The organism is Chelatococcus albus (genome assembly GCF_030067675.1).
In the GTDB taxonomy this organism is placed as follows: Bacteria; Pseudomonadota; Alphaproteobacteria; order Rhizobiales; family Beijerinckiaceae; genus Chelatococcus_A; species Chelatococcus_A albus.
Genome location: NZ_JASJEV010000003.1, coordinates 75776 through 92441, shown reverse-complemented (window position 1 = coordinate 92441; position 16666 = coordinate 75776). Strand labels below are relative to the sequence as shown.

General features: G+C 68.7%; 17 protein-coding genes. 10 read left to right on the top strand and 7 right to left on the bottom strand.

The window, feature by feature from the left end:
• Positions 1 to 8 precede the first annotated feature (8 nt).
• A complete protein-coding gene (gene acuI / locus QNA08_RS06075) occupies positions 9 to 995 on the top strand; it encodes an acrylyl-CoA reductase (NADPH) (RefSeq protein ID WP_283739795.1) in 987 nt (328 codons plus the stop codon).
• Between the two features lie 113 nt (positions 996 to 1108).
• On the top strand, positions 1109 to 1408 hold the full coding sequence (locus QNA08_RS06070; RefSeq protein WP_283739794.1) for a hypothetical protein: 300 nt from the start codon (positions 1109 to 1111) through the stop codon (positions 1406 to 1408).
• Between the two features lie 63 nt (positions 1409 to 1471).
• Here QNA08_RS06070 and QNA08_RS06065 read toward each other — a convergent pair whose 3' ends face one another.
• The gene (locus QNA08_RS06065) at positions 1472 to 2452 is read right to left on the bottom strand and encodes a LysR family transcriptional regulator (RefSeq protein WP_340321683.1); all 981 of its coding nucleotides are present in this window, start codon (positions 2450 to 2452) and stop codon (positions 1472 to 1474) included.
• A gap of 110 nt (positions 2453 to 2562) precedes the next feature.
• Between QNA08_RS06065 and QNA08_RS06060 the strand changes: the two genes are divergently transcribed.
• Positions 2563 to 2997: a DoxX family protein gene (locus tag QNA08_RS06060; protein ID WP_283739793.1), complete on the top strand. Its 435-nt coding sequence runs from the start codon at positions 2563 to 2565 to the stop codon at positions 2995 to 2997.
• Positions 2998 to 3099: 102 nt separating this feature from the next.
• Here the strand turns inward: QNA08_RS06060 and QNA08_RS06055 are convergent, their stop codons facing one another.
• The gene (locus QNA08_RS06055; protein WP_283739792.1) at positions 3100 to 4077 is read right to left on the bottom strand and encodes an L-threonylcarbamoyladenylate synthase; all 978 of its coding nucleotides are present in this window, start codon (positions 4075 to 4077) and stop codon (positions 3100 to 3102) included.
• Positions 4078 to 4289: 212 nt separating this feature from the next.
• Here QNA08_RS06055 and QNA08_RS06050 point away from each other — a divergent pair, with 212 nt between their 5' ends.
• The 4 genes from QNA08_RS06050 to QNA08_RS06035 are packed head-to-tail and all read left to right on the top strand — an operon-like array spanning position 4290 to position 8871.
• Positions 4290 to 6083, top strand: a complete 1794-nt coding sequence (locus QNA08_RS06050) for an acyl-CoA dehydrogenase (protein ID WP_283739791.1) — start codon at positions 4290 to 4292, stop codon at positions 6081 to 6083.
• A gap of 13 nt (positions 6084 to 6096) precedes the next feature.
• The gene (locus QNA08_RS06045) at positions 6097 to 6942 is read left to right on the top strand and encodes an SDR family NAD(P)-dependent oxidoreductase (RefSeq protein WP_283739790.1); all 846 of its coding nucleotides are present in this window, start codon (positions 6097 to 6099) and stop codon (positions 6940 to 6942) included.
• Positions 6943 to 6972: 30 nt separating this feature from the next.
• On the top strand, positions 6973 to 7824 hold the full coding sequence (locus QNA08_RS06040) for an SDR family oxidoreductase (protein ID WP_283739789.1): 852 nt from the start codon (positions 6973 to 6975) through the stop codon (positions 7822 to 7824).
• Positions 7825 to 7872: 48 nt separating this feature from the next.
• The gene (locus tag QNA08_RS06035) at positions 7873 to 8871 is read left to right on the top strand and encodes a magnesium transporter CorA family protein (RefSeq protein ID WP_283739788.1); all 999 of its coding nucleotides are present in this window, start codon (positions 7873 to 7875) and stop codon (positions 8869 to 8871) included.
• A gap of 15 nt (positions 8872 to 8886) precedes the next feature.
• Here QNA08_RS06035 and QNA08_RS06030 read toward each other — a convergent pair whose 3' ends face one another.
• The gene (locus QNA08_RS06030) at positions 8887 to 9411 is read right to left on the bottom strand and encodes a hypothetical protein (RefSeq protein ID WP_283739787.1); all 525 of its coding nucleotides are present in this window, start codon (positions 9409 to 9411) and stop codon (positions 8887 to 8889) included.
• Positions 9412 to 9504: 93 nt separating this feature from the next.
• On the opposite strand from QNA08_RS06030, the gene QNA08_RS06025 reads away from it, so the two are divergent.
• Positions 9505 to 10284 carry an SOS response-associated peptidase gene (locus QNA08_RS06025; protein WP_283739786.1) on the top strand — a complete coding sequence of 260 codons (780 nt, stop codon included), beginning with the start codon at positions 9505 to 9507 and terminating at the stop codon, positions 10282 to 10284.
• A gap of 4 nt (positions 10285 to 10288) precedes the next feature.
• Here the strand turns inward: QNA08_RS06025 and QNA08_RS06020 are convergent, their stop codons facing one another.
• The 4 genes from QNA08_RS06020 to QNA08_RS06005 form a co-directional block, all read right to left on the bottom strand.
• On the bottom strand, positions 10289 to 10498 hold the full coding sequence (locus tag QNA08_RS06020; protein WP_283739785.1) for a hypothetical protein: 210 nt from the start codon (positions 10496 to 10498) through the stop codon (positions 10289 to 10291).
• A 203-nt stretch (positions 10499 to 10701) separates the two neighbouring features.
• Positions 10702 to 12111: an FAD-binding oxidoreductase gene (locus QNA08_RS06015; protein WP_283739784.1), complete on the bottom strand. Its 1410-nt coding sequence runs from the start codon at positions 12109 to 12111 to the stop codon at positions 10702 to 10704.
• Between the two features lie 164 nt (positions 12112 to 12275).
• Positions 12276 to 14600, bottom strand: coding sequence for a putative bifunctional diguanylate cyclase/phosphodiesterase (locus QNA08_RS06010; RefSeq protein ID WP_283739783.1), 2325 nt, complete (start codon positions 14598 to 14600; stop codon positions 12276 to 12278).
• Positions 14601 to 14668: 68 nt separating this feature from the next.
• On the bottom strand, positions 14669 to 15193 hold the full coding sequence (locus tag QNA08_RS06005; protein ID WP_283739782.1) for a putative pterin-binding protein: 525 nt from the start codon (positions 15191 to 15193) through the stop codon (positions 14669 to 14671).
• Positions 15194 to 15448: 255 nt separating this feature from the next.
• Between QNA08_RS06005 and QNA08_RS06000 the strand changes: the two genes are divergently transcribed.
• Positions 15449 to 15829 (top strand): 6-pyruvoyl trahydropterin synthase family protein, encoded by a 381-nt coding sequence (locus QNA08_RS06000; protein ID WP_283739781.1) that lies wholly within the window; start codon positions 15449 to 15451, stop codon positions 15827 to 15829.
• Between the two features lie 304 nt (positions 15830 to 16133).
• A complete protein-coding gene (locus QNA08_RS05995) occupies positions 16134 to 16508 on the top strand; it encodes a hypothetical protein (RefSeq protein ID WP_283739780.1) in 375 nt (124 codons plus the stop codon).
• Positions 16509 to 16666: the final 158 nt, after the last annotated feature.

The window sequence follows — 16666 nt, the reverse complement described above, 5'->3', positions numbered from 1 at the left end:
AGATGCCGATGGGAACGTTCAAGGCCATCGTGGTGACGAAGGACGACGGGGGAACCCGGGCGGCCTACGCCGACTTCGACGAGGCCGAGCTGATGGACGGCGACGTCACCGTGCGCGTGACGCATTCCACGCTGAACTACAAGGACGGCCTCGCCATCACCGGCAGGGCGCCTGTGGTGCGACGCTTCCCCATGATTCCCGGCATCGACTTCGCCGGAACGGTCGAGGAATCGCGGCATCCGGACTTCGCACCGGGCGATGCGGTCGTGCTCAACGGCTGGGGCGCCGGCGAGACGCATCTCGGCGCCTACGGCGAGAAGGCACGGGTGAAGGGGGACTGGCTCATCCCCCTGCCGCAGGGGCTCACGGCGGCCGAAGCCATGGCGATCGGCACGGCCGGCTACACGGCCATGCTCGCCGTGCTGGCGCTCGAGCGCCACGGCCTCTCGCCAGCCGACGGGCCCGCCGTGGTGACGGGAGCGGCCGGCGGCGTCGGTTCCGTGGCCATCGCCCTTCTCGCCAAGGCCGGCTGGCACGTCGTCGCCTCGACAGGCCGGACGCAGGAGACCGGCTATCTCGAGGGCCTCGGCGCAGCCGAGGTCATCGACCGCAGCGAACTCGCCGGCCCGGTGCGGCCGCTCGCCAAGGAGCGTTGGAGCGCCGGCATTGACTCGGTGGGCTCGACGACGCTTGCCAATGTCCTGTCCATGACGCGCTATCACGGCGCGATTGCGGCCTGCGGCCTCGCCGGCGGCATGGACCTGCCGTCGTCGGTCGCCCCTTTCATCCTGCGCGGCGTGGCGCTCTTGGGCGTCGATTCCGTCTATTGTCCGAAGCCGCGGCGGCTCGAGGCCTGGGCGCGCATGGCCCGGGACCTCGACAGGGCGAAGCTCGCGGCGATGACGACGACGATCCCCTTCGAGCGCGTCATCGACGTTGCCCCCGACATTCTCGCCGGCAAGGTGCGGGGGCGGATCGTGGTGGACATGGGCTGAGGGCGCTGTTCAGGCGCGGTTCAGCGCCGATCCGTTCCAATGCGCGGGATCATACCTCCACCTTCGACCGCCGGACGGCTGTCCGCGGCGAAGGACATGTCAGGGAGAGCCATATGCGGAAGCTGATTGCCGCAGCCACTTTCCTCGCTCTCGCCGGCGCTGCGGGCTATGCCCAGGCCATGCCGGCCGGGGCGGCGGCTGCCGCCGTCGACGACGGGATCAGGGCCGGCGTGACCATGGTTCACCATCGCCCGGGCCATTGGGGCGGGCCGCCCCATGCACGCCGCTACTACCGGCACGGCCATCACGACGGTTGGTATCGTGGTCACCACTACGGCTGGTACGGCTCCCGGCCGCCGGCCTACTACCGCCCCTACCCGCATTACGACCCCTACGGCCGCTACTACTGGTGAGGGTGGGCGAGCGTGACCCGGTGCCGGGAACCGGCGCCAGGGTGCGCATGACCCGGCGCGCCGTCACCGCGCCGCCGGCGAAAGCTCACGCAGTGCCTCGAAGGGGCGTTCACCCTCGATGGCGGCGCGGTATTTGATGATTTCCGCACCGACGAAGTCGAGGAAGGCGCGCACGCGCGCCGAATGGCGCAGGTCGGGGTGGGTGAGGAGCCACAGCCCGGTCGAAAACTCGACTACGGGTGAGGAGAGCCGCACGAGACCGGGCCGCGGATCGGCGATGAAGCACGGCAGGTAGCCGATGCCGATCCCTGCCTCCACCGCTTCGGTCAGGCCGAGCACCGTGTTGACCCGGAAGCCGATGTTCTGCGCTGCCACATGCTCGCGCACGAAGCGCGAGACGCGGATGCCGGACAGGTTGTCGCCGAGGCTCACCCACTGTCGGTCGTAGAGCGACCGCAGGTCGGCATCGGTCGCGCCGTCGGGAAAGGCGTCGCGTCGACCGTAGAGCGCCCAGTGGATGGTCGCGAGCCGCCTGCCGACGAGCGTTTCCGGCGGATCGTCCGTGGCGCGGACGGCGATGTCGGCATCGCGTTTCGACAGGTTCAGGGCCTGATTGGCGAGCACGATGTCGAGGCGGATATTGGGGAAGCGCGAGCGGAATTCTCCGAGAATTGGAGTGAGCAGGTGCATGAGCAGCGTGTCGTTGGTCGTGACGCGCAGCTCCCCCGACGGCGACAGCTCGCAGCCGGCGAGTTTTCGCGACAGGGTGGCGACTTCATCCTCCATGCGGTCGGCCAACGCCACCATCTCCTCGGCCGGCGGGGTCGGCGCATAGCCGGAGCGGTGCCGCTCGAACAGGCGCACGCCGAGGTTTTCCTCGAGCTGCCCGAGGCGCCGGAAGGCCGTCGAGTGGTTGATGCCCAAGCGTTCGGCGGCGCCGGTCAGCCCCTTGGTGTCGGCGATGGCCTTGACCAGACGAAAATCATCCCACGACATCTGGTGCGTCGGGTGGACGCCCATGGGGCCCGTGCCATCTGTGACCACAGTATCAGTCCTTGCGCAATCGCAATGATCCTCTTGCAAGGATACGTCTCGTCTTGCGCTCGTGGAAGCCTAGATTCACCGCACCTTCCACGGACCCAAGGATTGAACCCGTGATCGACCAGCGTCTCGCCCCCTACGGCGTCCTTCTCCTGCGTGTCGCCCTCGGCGCCATGTTCATCGCCCATGCGCTCTTGAAGTACGTCGTCTTCACGATCCCCGGTTTTGCCGGCTTCATGGCCCAGGTCGGCTTCCCCTCGTTCCTCGCCTGGCCGGTGTTCCTCGCCGAGCTCCTGGGCGGCGTCGCCATCGTGCTGGGCGTCTACAGCCGGCTGGTCGCGGCGCTGCTCGTGCCGGTGCTCCTCGGGGCGCTTCTCGTTCACGTCCCGAACGGCTGGCTGTTCACGGCGCCGAACGGCGGCTGGGAATATCCGGCTTTCCTGGTCATCGCGGCTATCGCGCATGCGCTTGCCGGCGACGGCGCCTTCGCGCTCAAGCCCTCGCCCGATCTCGCCGCGGCCCGCCGGGCCGAGACCGTCCGCGCCTGACCGGCGAGCCGACGACAATGCTCCTTCATCCGCCACCAAGCCTTGCGGCCGGGTGTTCGCGGTCTGCCGTCGGTCCGCGGGCACGGGCTCGGGGCGGCCGCCTCACCGCGGCGCCGCCGCCCGCCGCAGGCGGTCGTTGATCGCCTCGCCGAGGCCCTTGTCGGGAATGGGGACCACGGCGATCGTCGCCGCCCCGCTCGCGTCGAGCGCGTGCAGATGGGCGAAGAGGTGCGCTGCCGCTTCGACGGGATCGCCATGGCGGCTGAGGTTGAGGACGGCGGCGGCAGCATCGAGGCCTCTGGGGCGCCCCGGCCCGAAGAGGAGCACCGCTTCCCCGGCCTCGATCGTGCGGGCATCGAGCCGCACCTTCGCCCGCGGCGCATAGTGGGAGGCGAGCATGCCCGGCGCGAGAACGCTGGCCTCCGTCTCCGACGCGGCGGCCGGGGGCGCCGCAAGCCGCCGGCCGAGCACGCCCTCGATGGCCTCGCGCGGCACGCCGCCCGGTCGCAGCAGGCGGACATGGCCGTCGATGCAGGCGACAATGGTCGACTCGAGGCCGACCTGCGTGCTGCCGCCGTCAATGAGGGCGTCGATGCGGCCGATGAGGTCGGCGAGCACATGATCGGCCTGCGTCGGGCTGATCCGGCCCGACCGGTTGGCCGAAGGTGCGGCGACCGGACGGCCGACGCGCCGCAGGAGATCGTGTGCCAGCGGGTGCGCGGGCACGCGCAGGGCGACCGTATCGAGCCCGGCGCTGACGAGGTCGCAGATGGCCGAGCCCGCCGCCTTCGGCACGACGAGCGTCAGCGGTCCCGGCCAGAAGGCTTCCGCCAGCGCCGTCGCGTCCGCGTCGAAGCGCCCGTGCGCCTGCGCTGCGGCGAGGTCCGGCAGGTGCGAGATCAGCGGGTTGAACGACGGGCGCTCCTTGGCCGCATAGATGCCTGCGACGGCCCTGGCGTTGGTCGCGTCGGCGCCGAGGCCGTAGACCGTCTCCGTCGGAAAGGCGACGGTGCCGCCGCGTCTGAGGAGGTCGGCGGCGCGCGCGATGCCACCCTCGTTCGCCGTGAGCAATTCCGTCACGTGCGTTGCGCGGTTTTCATCGTCTGTCGCCGTTGACCCGTGATTGTTCACGTCTAAACTATCTCCGACCTTGCGAAGGCGGCTTACGCGGGGGCTATGATGCCCGTCAACAGCGGTTGGCCGTCGGACCCGCCGGGAATCGATTCCGGCTCATGGCCTCATCCGCCGGAGCCGGACCGACGACAACGATAGACCGTCTGGAGGAGACGTCGATGAGCTACCGTGCGCCTGTTGCGGATATGGCGTTCACCCTGAAGCACGTGGCCGGCGTGGACCAGGCCATGGCCGAAGGTCTCTACGGCGAGCTGTCGGTCGACCTCCTGGAGACCATTCTGGAGGAGGCGGGCAAGTTCGCCAACGAGCGCATCGCGCCCCTCAACCGGATGGGCGACGAGACGGGCGCGACGATCGTCGACGGCAAGGTTGCGACGCCGCCCGGCTGGAAGGAGGTCTATACCGCCTGGGCCGAGGCCGGCTGGAACGCGCTGCCCTGCGATCCGGAATGGGGCGGTCAGGGTTTGCCGTCGGTCGTGCAGTCGGCCTGCGTCGAGATGTGGAACGCCTCCTCCATGGCCTTCGCCCTCGGGCCGCTGCTCACGGCGGGCGCCGTCGAGGCGATCACTGCCCACGCTTCGCGGGAGCTCAAGGAGACCTACCTGCCCAAGCTCGTCGCCGGCGAGTGGATGGGCACCATGAACCTCACGGAGCCGCAGGCGGGTTCCGACCTCAACGCCGTGCGCACCCGCGCCGAGCCTGCCGGAGACGGCAGCTATCGCATCACGGGACAGAAGATCTTCATCACCTACGGCGAGCACGACCTGACCGAGAACATCGTGCATCTCGTGCTGGCGCGCCTCCCGGACGCCCCGGCCGGCACGCGCGGCATCTCGCTCTTCCTCGTGCCGAAGTTCCTCGTGAACCCGGACGGCACGCTCGGGGCGCGCAACGACCTGCGCTGCCACTCGATCGAGCACAAGATGGGCATCCATGCCTCGCCGACCTGCACGATGGTCTACGGCGACCACGGCGGCGCGATCGGCTACCTCGTCGGCGAGGAGAACCGTGGCCTCAACTGCATGTTCACGATGATGAACAATGCCCGCCTCGCCGTGGGCGTGCAGGGCGTCGCCATCGCCGAGCGCGCCTACCAGCACGCGCTGCACTACGCCCGCGAGCGCCGGCAGGGCCGCGCGCCGGGCGCCGCCGACGGCATGAGCCCCATCGCCGACCATCCCGACGTGCAGCGCATGCTCATGACCATGAAGGCGCAGACGCAAGCCGCGCGCGGCATCTGCTACATGACAGCGGCGGCGCTCGACCGCGGCCACCTGGCGAAGGATGCCGAGGAGCGCCGGCGCAGCCACGAGATGGCATCGCTGCTGACGCCTGTGGCCAAGGCCTATTCGACCGATATCGGCTGCGAGGTCGCCTCGCTCGGCGTGCAGGTGCACGGCGGCATGGGCTTCATCGAGGAGACCGGGGCGGCCCAGTTCATGCGCGACGCGCGCATCGCCCCGATCTACGAGGGCACCAACGGCATCCAAGCGATCGATCTCGTCATGCGCAAGCTGCCGCTCTCTGGCGGCGAGACGGTGCGCGCCGCGCTCGCCGAGATGCGCAAGGTCGCGACGCGCGTCACGCAGGCCAATGACCCTGTCTTCGGCAACACCGCCGCGCGTCTGCGCGGCGCCGTGGACAGCCTCGACCGCGCGACGAGCTACCTCCTGAAAGCGCTTGCCGGCAACGCGCAGCAGGATGCGCTCGCGGCAGCGACGCCCTATCTGCGCCTGTTCGGCGTCGCCCAGGGGGCGGCCGCGCTGGCAAGGGCGGCGCTCGCGGCCCACGAGGCGCGCCGGCAGGGGGACGGCGATCCGGCCCATGCCGGCCGCATCGCGCTCGCCCGCTTCTTCGCCGACAATATCGCGACCGCGGCCGAGGGGCTCGAACAGGCGGTGACGGCCGGGGCGGCGACGCTCGACGATGCCGAACTCGCGCTGGCGAGCTGACGGGGGAACACGCATGACCGCGCCGCTCGCCGGCCGCATCTGCGTCGTCGCCGGCGCCTCGCGCGGGGTCGGCCGCGGCATCGCGCGGGCCCTCGGCGAGGCGGGCGCCACCGTCGTCGTCACGGGCCGCTCCAGCGAGGTCGGGCCGCGCACCGACGGGCGAGCCGAGACGGTGGAGGACACGGCGCGGCTCCTCACGGAGGCCGGGGGCCAGGGCTATCCCTACCATTGCGACCACACGGTTGAGCGCGACGTCGACGCCCTCGCCACCTGGGTGCTGCGCCGCTTCGGCCGGGCCGATCTGGTGGTGGACGCCGTGTGGGGCGGCAACGAAGGCTACGACGGCGAGCGCTACGGTGACGGCTCGGCCTACGGCACGCCCTTCTGGCGCCGACCGCCGGGCCGCCTCGGGCATGTGTTCGAGACTGGCGTCTACGCCCAGCTTCTCCTCGCCAAGGCCTTCGCACCGGCGATGGTGGCGGCGCGGCAGGGGCTCATCGTCACCGTGACCTTCGACGGCGCAGGCGCCTACCTCGGCGATGTGTTCTACGACCTCGCCAAGGCGGCCATGGCGCGGCTCGCCTTCGCCATGGCGGAAGAACTGCGCCCGCATGGCGTCACCTGCCTCGCCCTTTCGCCCGGCTTCGTGCGTACGGAGCGCGTCATCGAGGCAGGGCATGGCGAGGAGACGACGGAAACCCCCCTCTATGCCGGGCGGGCCGTCGCCGCGCTTGCGGCAGATGCGGACGTGCGGCGCTTCGGCGGCCGCGTGCTGCAGGTTGCCGATCTCGCCGACCATTACGGCTTCACCGACGAGGACGGCGGGCGCCCGCGCCGCTTCGTGCTTCCAACCCCTTGATCCTGGCAGAACCCACGAGGAGGTCCGCCGATGTCGCTTGCCGGCAAGACACTGTTCATCACCGGGGCCTCGCGCGGCATCGGCCTCGCGATCGCGCTTCGTGCCGCCCGCGACGGGGCCAATGTCGCGATTGCGGCCAAGACGGCCGAGCCGCATCCCAAGTTGCCGGGCACCATCTTCACCGCTGCCGCGGAGATCGAGGCGGCGGGCGGGCGGGCCCTGCCGCTCGTCGTCGACGTGCGCGAGGAAGAGCAGGTGAGGGAGGCGATCGACAGGACCGTGGAGACCTTCGGCAGCCTCGACATCGTCGTCAACAACGCGAGCGCCATCCAGCTCACGCCGACGACCGAGACGGACATGAAGCGCTTCGATCTGATGCATCAGATCAACACGCGCGGCACCTTCATGGTCTCGAAATACGCCATTGCGCATCTTGAGAAGTCGGACAATCCGCACATCCTCATGCTCTCGCCGCCGCTCGACATGAAGGAGAAGTGGTTTGCGCCGCATCTCGCCTATTCGATCGCAAAATACGGCATGAGCCTGTGCGTCCTGGGGCTCGCCGGCGAGCTGCGCGGCAGGGGCATCGCCGTCAACGCGCTGTGGCCGCGCACCACCATCGCCACGAGCGCGGTGAAGAACCTGCTTGGCGGCGATGCGCTGATGCGCGCGAGCCGCACCCCCGAGATCATGGCCGACGCGGCCTACGTGATCTTCACCAAGCCGGCGAAAAGCTACACCGGCCAGTTCCTGATCGACGATCTCGTGCTCGGCGCAGAGGGGGAAACCGATTTCGAGCGCTATCGCGTCGACCCGACACAGCCCCTGATGCCCGACTTCTTCGTGCCGGACGACACGCCCCCGCCGCCGTCGTCACGTTGACGTCACGGCCTCGCGCGCATAAGCCGGCGCCTGAAGCGGAGGCGCCGGATGCTGATCGTCCACAGACTCGCGAAGGGAACGGCGGATGGGGCGGAGGCGCGCCTCGAGCGGCTCGTGCTCGGGGCCGACGACCCGATCCCGGCCGAGGCGCTGTGGATCGACCTCGTCGCGCCGGCGCGCGAGGAGGATGTGAAGGTCGAGGCCCATCTCGGCATCTTCATCCCGACGCAGGAGGACATGGAGGACATCGAGCCCTCCGAGCTCCTCTACACGGAGAATGGTGCACGCTACCTGACGGCGCGGCTCGTCTTCCGGGCCGATACGGGGGAGCCGGGCATCACCGGCGTGACCTTCATCCTGAAGGGCAACACGCTCGTCACGGTGCGCTACGACGAGCCCAAGGCCTTCGCCATGTTCGCCAACCGGGCGTCCCGCCCGGGCGGCTGCGGTGCGACGGCGGAGGAGGTGCTCGCCGGCCTCTTCGAGACGATCATCGACCGGGCGGCGGAGGTCCTGCAGGCGACAGGCGAGCACATCGACGCCCTGTCGCGCCGGGTGTTCGAGACCGGCAGCGACCCTGCCAGGCGAAACAGCGACCTGCAGGACACGCTGCGCGCCCTCGGCCGCCACGGCGACCTCATCTCGAAGAGCCGCGAAAGCCTCGTGTCGATCGAGCGGGTGCTCCTCTTCCTGTCCGTCGCCTACCGCACGGCCAAGGTGTCGATCGAGCTCCGGGAGCAGGTGCGCACGACCCTGCGCGACCTGCAGTCGCTCGAGGAGCACGCCTCCTTCCAGTCGTCGAAGATCCAGTTCCTGCTCGAAGCGACGCTCGGCCTCGTCAACCTTGAACAGAACAACATCATCAAGCTCTTCTCGGTCATGGCGGTGGTGTTCATGCCGCCGACGCTGATCGCGTCGGTCTACGGCATGAACTTCAAGTTCATGCCGGAACTCGACTGGATAGCCGGCTATCCGATGGCGCTCGGCATGATGCTCGCAGCCGCCATCGCGCCCTATCTCTTCTTCCGGTGGAAGCGCTGGCTGTGAGCGTCGCCGGCGGCCTCACCGGGCCATGAGCTCGTCGATGAGCGCCTGGACCTCGGCAAGGTCGAGGGGCGGCATCGTCGTGCCGTTGGCATTGATGAAGCTCGCGGCCTTGCCGATCAGTCGGCGGAAGGCCGGGGCCGCGACGGCGACGATCGCGGCCCGGTCGTCGGCCGTCGCCGCGTCCGCCAGGGCTGCCGTGGTCGTCAGCGTCAACCCGTCGAGGGTGGCGACGAGCTCGTCGAAAGGCGCCCGGGCGTCCGCCGGCAGCGCGTCGTAGGCGGCGAGCGCCACTGCCGCCTGGCGCAGGGGCGAGGCGGCGAAATGCTCGCGATAGCTCGCCGGCCGCCAGGCGCGCAGGTCCTCGATGCAGGACGGCTCCTGCGCCGAAAGCTCAATGAGCATCAGCGCCTCGTCATAGCGGTTGAGGAAATCGGTCGACAGCCCGCCCGTGGCAGGGCGCGCGTCGCAGGGAGCGGGGGAGGGAACGTCCGCTTCCCGCGCCGCCGCCACCGGTGTCGTCTTCTCGCCCGAAGCTGGCATGGCCCGCTCCTTTTCTTCGACCGGTTGTGGACAAGGCGCCGCCTCTTGTCCATGGCTGGTGCGCGCAATGAGGATCGGGGCAAGAGTCGAGCCATGTGCGGGCGCTTCGCGCTGACCCATACTCCCGAGCAGGTGCGGGCCATGTTCGGCTATGCCAACCACCCGAATTTCCCGCCCCGCTACAACGTCGCGCCGACGCAACCCGTCGGCATCGTCCGCCAGGAGGGCGGCCGCCGGCGCTTCATGCTGGTACGCTGGGGCCTGCTGCCCGCCTGGGTAAAGGATCCGGGCGAGTTCCCGCGCATCATCAACGCCCGCGGCGAGACGGTTGCGGAGAAGCCCGCCTTTCGCGCCAGCATTCGCCATCGCCGCTGCCTCGTGCCGGCGGACGCCTTCTACGAATGGCGGCGCGAGAATGGTGGCCGCCGGGCGCCGTTCATGATCCGCCGGCGCGACAGGGCCCTCATGGCCTTCGCGGCGATCTGGGAGACCTACGCGGCGCCCGACGGCGGCGAGATCGATACCATGGCGATCGTTACCACGACCGCCAGCGGGACGCTGGCTTCCTTGCATGATCGGATGCCTGTGATCCTCGGCGAGACTGCCTTTGGTCCCTGGCTTGACGTCACGTCGACCAGGCTCGAGGAGGCGCTTGCCCTGGTTCGGCCGGCGCCGGATGATCTCCTGGAGGTGATCGCCGTTGGCCCCGCCGTCAACAAGGCGGTGACGGACGATCCTTCCGTTCAGGCGCCCGCCATTCGGGACGGGGACTCTCACGGCGACAGCCCGCGCCCGGCTGGCGTCCCCATCTCCCCGCGCGGCCGCCGGCTTGCTCTGCCGGAACAGGCGAGCCTCTTCGCCTTCGACGATTGAGCGCTCAGTAGGTGCGGCAGACGCGGCGCGGGGCGACATGGGGTGCCGGGCGCACGACGCGGCAGACCCTCACGCCCTCGCGGACGAGGGGCGGTCGCGCGCAGACGCGCTCGCTGCGGCAGACGGTGCGTGCCTCGGCGGGTTGCGCCGCCATGGCGGCGAGGCCGAGAAAGCCGACCAGGGCAGCGCCTGCGAGAAGCGGAGGACCGCACATCGGGATCTCCCTGGTTCGTGTCGCCGCGGCCAGAACAGCAGGTCGAGCCTGAACGGCTCCTGTACGGAAGGTGCCGGCCGCCGGGAGATCGCATCCGTCGCCGGAACCGCTCGTGGATCCTGCGCGACCACCTCGCGACTTCCGGAAGGAGGGGGAGGGGCCATGCTCGCGCCCCCCATGGCAGTTGGCCTGCGCGCGGCGGGCTACAGAACGGCGCCCGGGTTGAGGATGCCGTCCGGATCGAGGGTGCGCTTGAGATCGCGCATGAGGGCGAGGGCCACCGGGTCCTTGACCTCGGGCAGGAGGTGACGCTTCAGCCGGCCGATGCCGTGCTCTGCCGAGATCGAGCCAGCGTAGCGGGCGACGATGCCATGCACGAGGCTGTTCAACTCATCCCAGCGGGCGAGGAAGGCCGCCTTGTCGGCACCGACCGGCTGGCTGACGTTGTAGTGGATGTTGCCGTCGCCGAGATGGCCGAAGGCGACGACGCGGCAACCGGCCATCCAGGCCTCGACCGCCGCTGTCGCCTCGGCAAGGAACGCGGGCACCTCGGCCACGGGCACGGAAACGTCGTGCTTGATGGAGCCGCCCTCGTGGCGCTGGACCTCGGACAGGGCCTCGCGCAGCTTCCAGAAGGCGGCGCGCTGCTCGAGCGAGGAGGCGAGCGCCGCATCCTCCACCGAACCCACCTCGATGGCCTCGCCCAGGATCGCCTCGAGGCTGTCGTCGATGCCGCCGTCGAGCTGCGAGGAAAGCTCGATCAGCACATACCAGCGGTGGGCCGCGGCGAGGGGATCGCGCGTGCCGGGGGCGTGGCGCAGGACGAAGTCGAGGCCGATGCGTGGCATGAGCTCGAAGGTTGTGACCGCGCCGCCGGCACGCCGCTTGGCGAGGGTAAGGAGATCGAGGGCGGCGGCCGGCGAGGCGAGGCCGCAGAAAGCTGTGGCGCGTGAGCGTGGGCGCGGGAAGAGCTTCAGGACGGCGGCCGTGACGATGCCCAGCGTGCCCTCCGAGCCGACGAACAGGTTCTTCAGGTCGTAGCCGGTATTGTCCTTGCGCAGCTTGCCGAGGCCGTTCCAGACCCGCCCGTCGGCGAGCACCACCTCGAGCCCGAGCACCAGATCGCGCGTGTTGCCGTAGGCGATGACGGCGGTGCCGCCGGCATTCGTCGCGATGTTGCCGCCGACGGTGCAGGAGCCCTCGGAGGCGAGCGACAGCGGAAAGAGCCGGCCGGCCTCCTCCGCCGCCTCCTGGGCGCGCTGCAGCGTGACGCCCGCTTCGACCGTCATGGTGTCGGTCAGGGGATCGACCTCGCGCACCCTGTCGAGGCGTTGGAGCGAGAGCACGAGCATGGTGCCGCTCGTGTCGGGGATCTGGCCGCCGACGAGGCCCGTATTGCCGCCCTGGGGCACGACGGGCAGATGCTCGGCCGTGGCGAGGCGCATGATCGCCGCGACTTCCTGCGTCGCGCCGGGCTTGACGACGGCGAGCGCCGCGCCGCGATAGAGGTCGCGCCATTCGCGCAAGTGTGGCGCCATGTCCTCCGTGCGCGTCAGGAGGTGCTGTTCGCCGACGATCTGCGCAAGGCGGGCGATGAGGCTATCGAGGGGCATGTCGGGCGGGCCGTTCGGCGGCGGGAGCGTCGCCGACGATTGCAAGCAGATCTTGCGCCGCCGGTAAACTGCGCCCGGCGCATCGCGGGGCAGGGTGGCATGCGCGGCATGGATCGAGCCGGGCGCTTGCAGCGCGACGGGCAGGGCCGCCCGGCGCCCCGGCGTCATCGCCCGGAACGGATATCGGGCACCGGGTTGGGCTTCTGAAGCAGGGCGGCGACGCCCGAGGCCGGGGTCGGCATGCCGAAGAGCGAGCCCTGCGCCTCGGCGCAGCCGGCGGCGCGCAGCATGGTCAGCTGCTCCTGAGTCTCGACGCCCTCGGCGGTCGTCGTCATCTCCAGGCTGCGCCCGAGGGCGACGATCGTATGCACGATGGTGAGCGAATCCTTATTGGTCGCGACGTCCTGCACGAAGCACTGGTCGATCTTGATCTTGTCGAAGGGAAAGCGCCGGATGTAGTTGAGCGACGAATAGCCGGTGCCGAAGTCGTCCATCGACAGCCTGACGCCGAGGGCTCGCAGGGCATGCAGGCTCGTGAGCGTCTCGTCGCTCTCCTGCAGCAGCACCGTCTCGGTGATCTCGAGCTCCAGTCGGTTCGCCGGCAGGCCGGTTTCGAGCAGTGTCTGCGACACGGTCCGCACGACGTTGCTGCGCTGGAACTGGATCGACGACAGGTTGACCGCGACGCTGATGTCCTCCGGCCAGTGCATGGCCTCGCTGCAGGCCTGACGCAGGATCCACTCGCCGATCGGGACGATGAGACCGATCTCCTCGGCGACCGGGATGAACTCGGATGGAGGGACGAGGCCCCGTTCCGGGTGAGCCCAGCGGACCAGCGCTTCGAAGCAGATGATCTTGCGGCTGGTGAGATTGACCAGCGGCTGGAAGTGCAGCTCGAACTCACCATGCTCCAGGGCGCCGCGCAGGTCGAGCTCCAGCGCGCGACGCGCCTGCAGGCGCTGATCCATCTGCGGCTCGAAGAAGCGATAGGTGCTGCGCCCCTCGGATTTCGCGTCGTAGAGGGCGATGTCGGCATGTTTCATGAGCTGATCGGCGTCCTCGCCGTTCGCCGGGGCGACGGCGATGCCAACGCTCGTGCCGATGAGGACCTGGTGGTCGCCGAGGTCGAAGGGCTGGCTGAGCGCCTCCACGATCCGGCGCGCGAGCTGACCCGCGTCCGCGGGATGCTTGATGGCGAGCTGGACGATTGCAAACTCGTCGCCGCCGAGGCGGGCGATCGTGTCTTCCTCCCTGATGACGCTCCGCAGGCGCTCGGCGACGCTGCGCAGGAGCGCGTCGCCCACGGCATGGCCCAGCGTGTCGTTGACATTCTTGAAGTGGTCGAGATCGAGATAGAGCACGGCGAGCTGGTCACCGTGGCGCCGGGCTCGGGCCAGGGCCTGAGCCACGCGTTCGTGGAAGACGATGCGGTTCGGCAGCTTCGTCAGCGCGTCGTGGCGCGCGAGATAGGCAATGCGCGCCTCGGTGCGCTGGCGCTCGGTGATGTCCTCGTAGGTCGCGACCCAGCCGCCGTCGGGCATGGCGCGCTGGGAAACGGCAATGATGCGGCCGTCGCGCAGGGTGTGAAGGAAGCCGGCCGGCCGTGTCAGGTCGCCGGCAGCCTGATGATTGGTGAAAAGCTCGTCGGCGCCTTCCTGCGAGCAGATGTCGTGCGCGACGATCCGCTCCAGGATCTCCCGCAGGGTCATCCCCGCGCGCAGCTCGCCCGGCGGCAGACCATACATCCAGGCATAGCGCTCGTTGGCGACGATGAGGCGGTGTCCGCCATCGAACATGCACAGGCCCTGTGACATGTTGTTGAGCGCTGCGTCGAAGAGATTGTTCTGCGTGCGCAGCATCTCCTCCTGGTGCCGCAGATTGACCGTCACGGCCCGGAGTTCGTTGTGAGCCCGGGTCAGGAGGCTGTTGTGCGTGAGCAGCAGGACAATGAGCCAGGCGCCGGAGCCGATGAGGCCGGCGACGAGGGCCGAGAACAGCCACTGCAGGCGCAAGAGCTCGGCCTGATCCCGGGCGGCGAGCTGCCCGCCGTACTGGTTGGCCTGGGAGCCGAGGCCGACGAGCCGCGGCTGCAGCGGATCCAGAATGGCAAGGATCTGCCGGCGCGCGCCGGGCTGGTCGATGTCGCGCACGAGCGGCTCGATCTCCCGGTAGGCCCTCTCCAGGTCGGCGACCAGGGCCTCCCGATCGGGGGAGAGGTCCGTGAATTCGCGAAATTCGCTGTCGCGAAAGAGGCGCAGCCGGTTGGAGAGGATGTCATAGCGCAGCTGCACTTCGTCCTTGTCGACGTCGCCATGCGCATAGGCATCGAGGCTGCGCTCGAAGCGGACGAACTCGTTGATCCCCTGGGCGACAGTAAAGGTAATGTTGTACCGTGATATGCTCTCCAGCGCGCGGTGCCGCTCGATTATGAGATAGGAGAGATAGGCCGCGGCAGCGACGAAGACGCCGATGGCGAGCGCCAGGAGCATTTGGACCTTGCGGGGGGCGATTGATCTGACCATGTTACCGACCGCAAGGTCCGTCGTTGGTCCTCGTGTTACTTCACGACGAGGCTTTTCACCTGCCAGACGGAGCGGGCATAGAACTTCTGTGTGTTGAGCTCGGGGTTGCTGTCGTACGGATAGATGATGAACAGCGGACCCTTGTCCTGTACGGGCATGTACTTGCCGTCTCGCTTCAGGGCGAGGATCGCGTTGTAGGCGGTGAAATCCTGTATCGGGATTTCCGCCGAATAGTCGTTGAGGGCGGTGGCGACGACGGTTTGGCCCTCGGCTCCGACCGCCTTCATGAGCTTGGCGAGCGGCACCCCCTCAAACTGCACGGGCTCGGGATACCAGGGCGTCTTGGTCTTGATGGACGCCGTGCCCAGCGCCTCGAGCATCTGACGGTCGAACTGGGCGGCGCCGGTGGCGTTCGTGACCGTGATCTTGCCGGAAATCGTCAGAATCGGTTTCTCGGTCGGCCTGGCCAGCGGCGCGTCCTGCGCGAGTGCGAAGCCAAACGAGAACAGCAATACTGCGACAGAGCCGATGGCGGCTCCAAGAGCGTGCAGGCGGCCCATTGTCGATCCTCCAAGCATACCATGATACGTCACATAGCCTACTCCAAAAATTCAAATGAACAATATACATATGCTTACAATTTGAGATATGTGGGGAACATTTCCTGGCTCTTGCGGGTGAAATGATTTTATTTTGTGATTAATTGCCGCTTTATGCGCACTTGCGTTGAAATTGACACGCGGCTTGCGGGCTCCGATCATGATTTGTTAGGTATGTCCGATCGAATGAAAGGTAGGCCAGTGCTCCCCGGCGGCGTGATCGAGACCTACAAGGAATTCACCTTCGAAGCGGCGCACGCGCTGCCGCCGTTCGCGGGGCTGCACGGACATACCTTCCTGGTGAGGGTCGGCCTGCGTGGCGAGCCCGACCCCACCTTCGGCTGGGCGGCGAACCTCTATGAGGTCGACCGCGAGATCGAGGCGGTGCGAGTCTCGCTCGATCACAAGTATCTGAACGAAATCGAGGGGCTTGCGAATCCCTCGCTCGAGAACATCGCCCGCTGGATCTGGGCGAATCTGGCGCCGAAAATCACCGGTCTCGATCAGGTTGTCGTATCGCGCGGCACGCCCGGCCAGGCTGAAGGCTGCATCTATCGTGGCGGCGCCCCTCGCAGCACGGAGGCGAGCGCGGCGTAAGCGGCGTGGCGGCGGCTGCACGTCTTGCTTCGGCAAGGCCACCGTCGCTGCGGAGCCGAGCCGGAGCCGGGATCATCCGCGCCCCTGCAGGACTTTCCCTCGATCTGCGCCGTCCCGCCAAGGCGCGCGCGTCGTTCGCAGAACGGACAGTGCTGCGGTGAGGAAAGTCACAGCGGGCCGACGCTTCCATGGCTATAGGCAAGGCTGGACCCAGCGGTCCCCTTCCTCGAAAGCTGCCTTGACCTTGCCATATGGCAACGTTCTATGGAGCAAAGCTGGTTCGGGCCGCCGATTCGGAACAACCGTGCAGAAGACGACGCTCATCCTCGGCGCCTTGGTCGCCATGGTACTCGCCGCGCTTGTCGTGGTCCTGGGCGGGGAGTCCATGGCCAGGATGCCGCTCGCGGGCCATGTGCACGGCGCGACTGCGGCCGCGGTCGACTGCAGCGGTGGCAAGGTCGATCCGGCTGCCGGCCGCCATGAGGACGGTGTCCGGCACGGCGACGGTAGCGCGTGTTGCGGAACCTCCGCCTGCCATTTCTTTGCCGAGCTTTTCGGGGAGGCGCCGCTCACGCTGGCGCGCGAGCAGCGCGAACGCGGACCGCTCCTGCTCTCCATGCTGCCGATCGGCCTGCCCTTCGAGCTCGACAGGCCTCCGAGATCGCGCCTGCGCGGATAAGGACGGACCGTCCTTCCGCGGGCTGCGGCTGGCGTCGCGGCCGCGATGGAACACGAGCGTCAATATTCAGTCGGAACGCGTGATCACTGCACGGGAGTGATCCGGCGGCGCGTCACGGGGCCTTGGGCCCGAGAAACGCGCATGCCCCGACGCGTTGG

Excerpts from the sequence above, each read along its gene's own strand:
- QNA08_RS06050 (WP_283739791.1), top strand. The coding sequence starts at position 4,290 with ATGAGCTACCGTGCGCCTGTTGCGGATATGGCGTTCACCCTGAAGCAC.
- QNA08_RS06070 (WP_283739794.1), top strand. The coding sequence starts at position 1,109 with ATGCGGAAGCTGATTGCCGCAGCCACTTTCCTCGCTCTCGCCGGCGCT.
- QNA08_RS06020 (WP_283739785.1), bottom strand. The coding sequence starts at position 10,498 with ATGTGCGGTCCTCCGCTTCTCGCAGGCGCTGCCCTGGTCGGCTTTCTC.
- QNA08_RS06010 (WP_283739783.1), bottom strand. The coding sequence starts at position 14,600 with ATGCTCCTGGCGCTCGCCATCGGCGTCTTCGTCGCTGCCGCGGCCTAT.
- QNA08_RS06040 (WP_283739789.1), top strand. The coding sequence starts at position 6,973 with ATGTCGCTTGCCGGCAAGACACTGTTCATCACCGGGGCCTCGCGCGGC.
- QNA08_RS06030 (WP_283739787.1), bottom strand. The coding sequence starts at position 9,411 with ATGCCAGCTTCGGGCGAGAAGACGACACCGGTGGCGGCGGCGCGGGAA.
- QNA08_RS06025 (WP_283739786.1), top strand. The coding sequence starts at position 9,505 with ATGTGCGGGCGCTTCGCGCTGACCCATACTCCCGAGCAGGTGCGGGCC.
- acuI (WP_283739795.1), top strand. The coding sequence starts at position 9 with ATGGGAACGTTCAAGGCCATCGTGGTGACGAAGGACGACGGGGGAACC.
- QNA08_RS06035 (WP_283739788.1), top strand. The coding sequence starts at position 7,873 with ATGCTGATCGTCCACAGACTCGCGAAGGGAACGGCGGATGGGGCGGAG.
- QNA08_RS06015 (WP_283739784.1), bottom strand. The coding sequence starts at position 12,111 with ATGCCCCTCGATAGCCTCATCGCCCGCCTTGCGCAGATCGTCGGCGAA.
- QNA08_RS06005 (WP_283739782.1), bottom strand. The coding sequence starts at position 15,193 with ATGGGCCGCCTGCACGCTCTTGGAGCCGCCATCGGCTCTGTCGCAGTA.
- QNA08_RS06045 (WP_283739790.1), top strand. The coding sequence starts at position 6,097 with ATGACCGCGCCGCTCGCCGGCCGCATCTGCGTCGTCGCCGGCGCCTCG.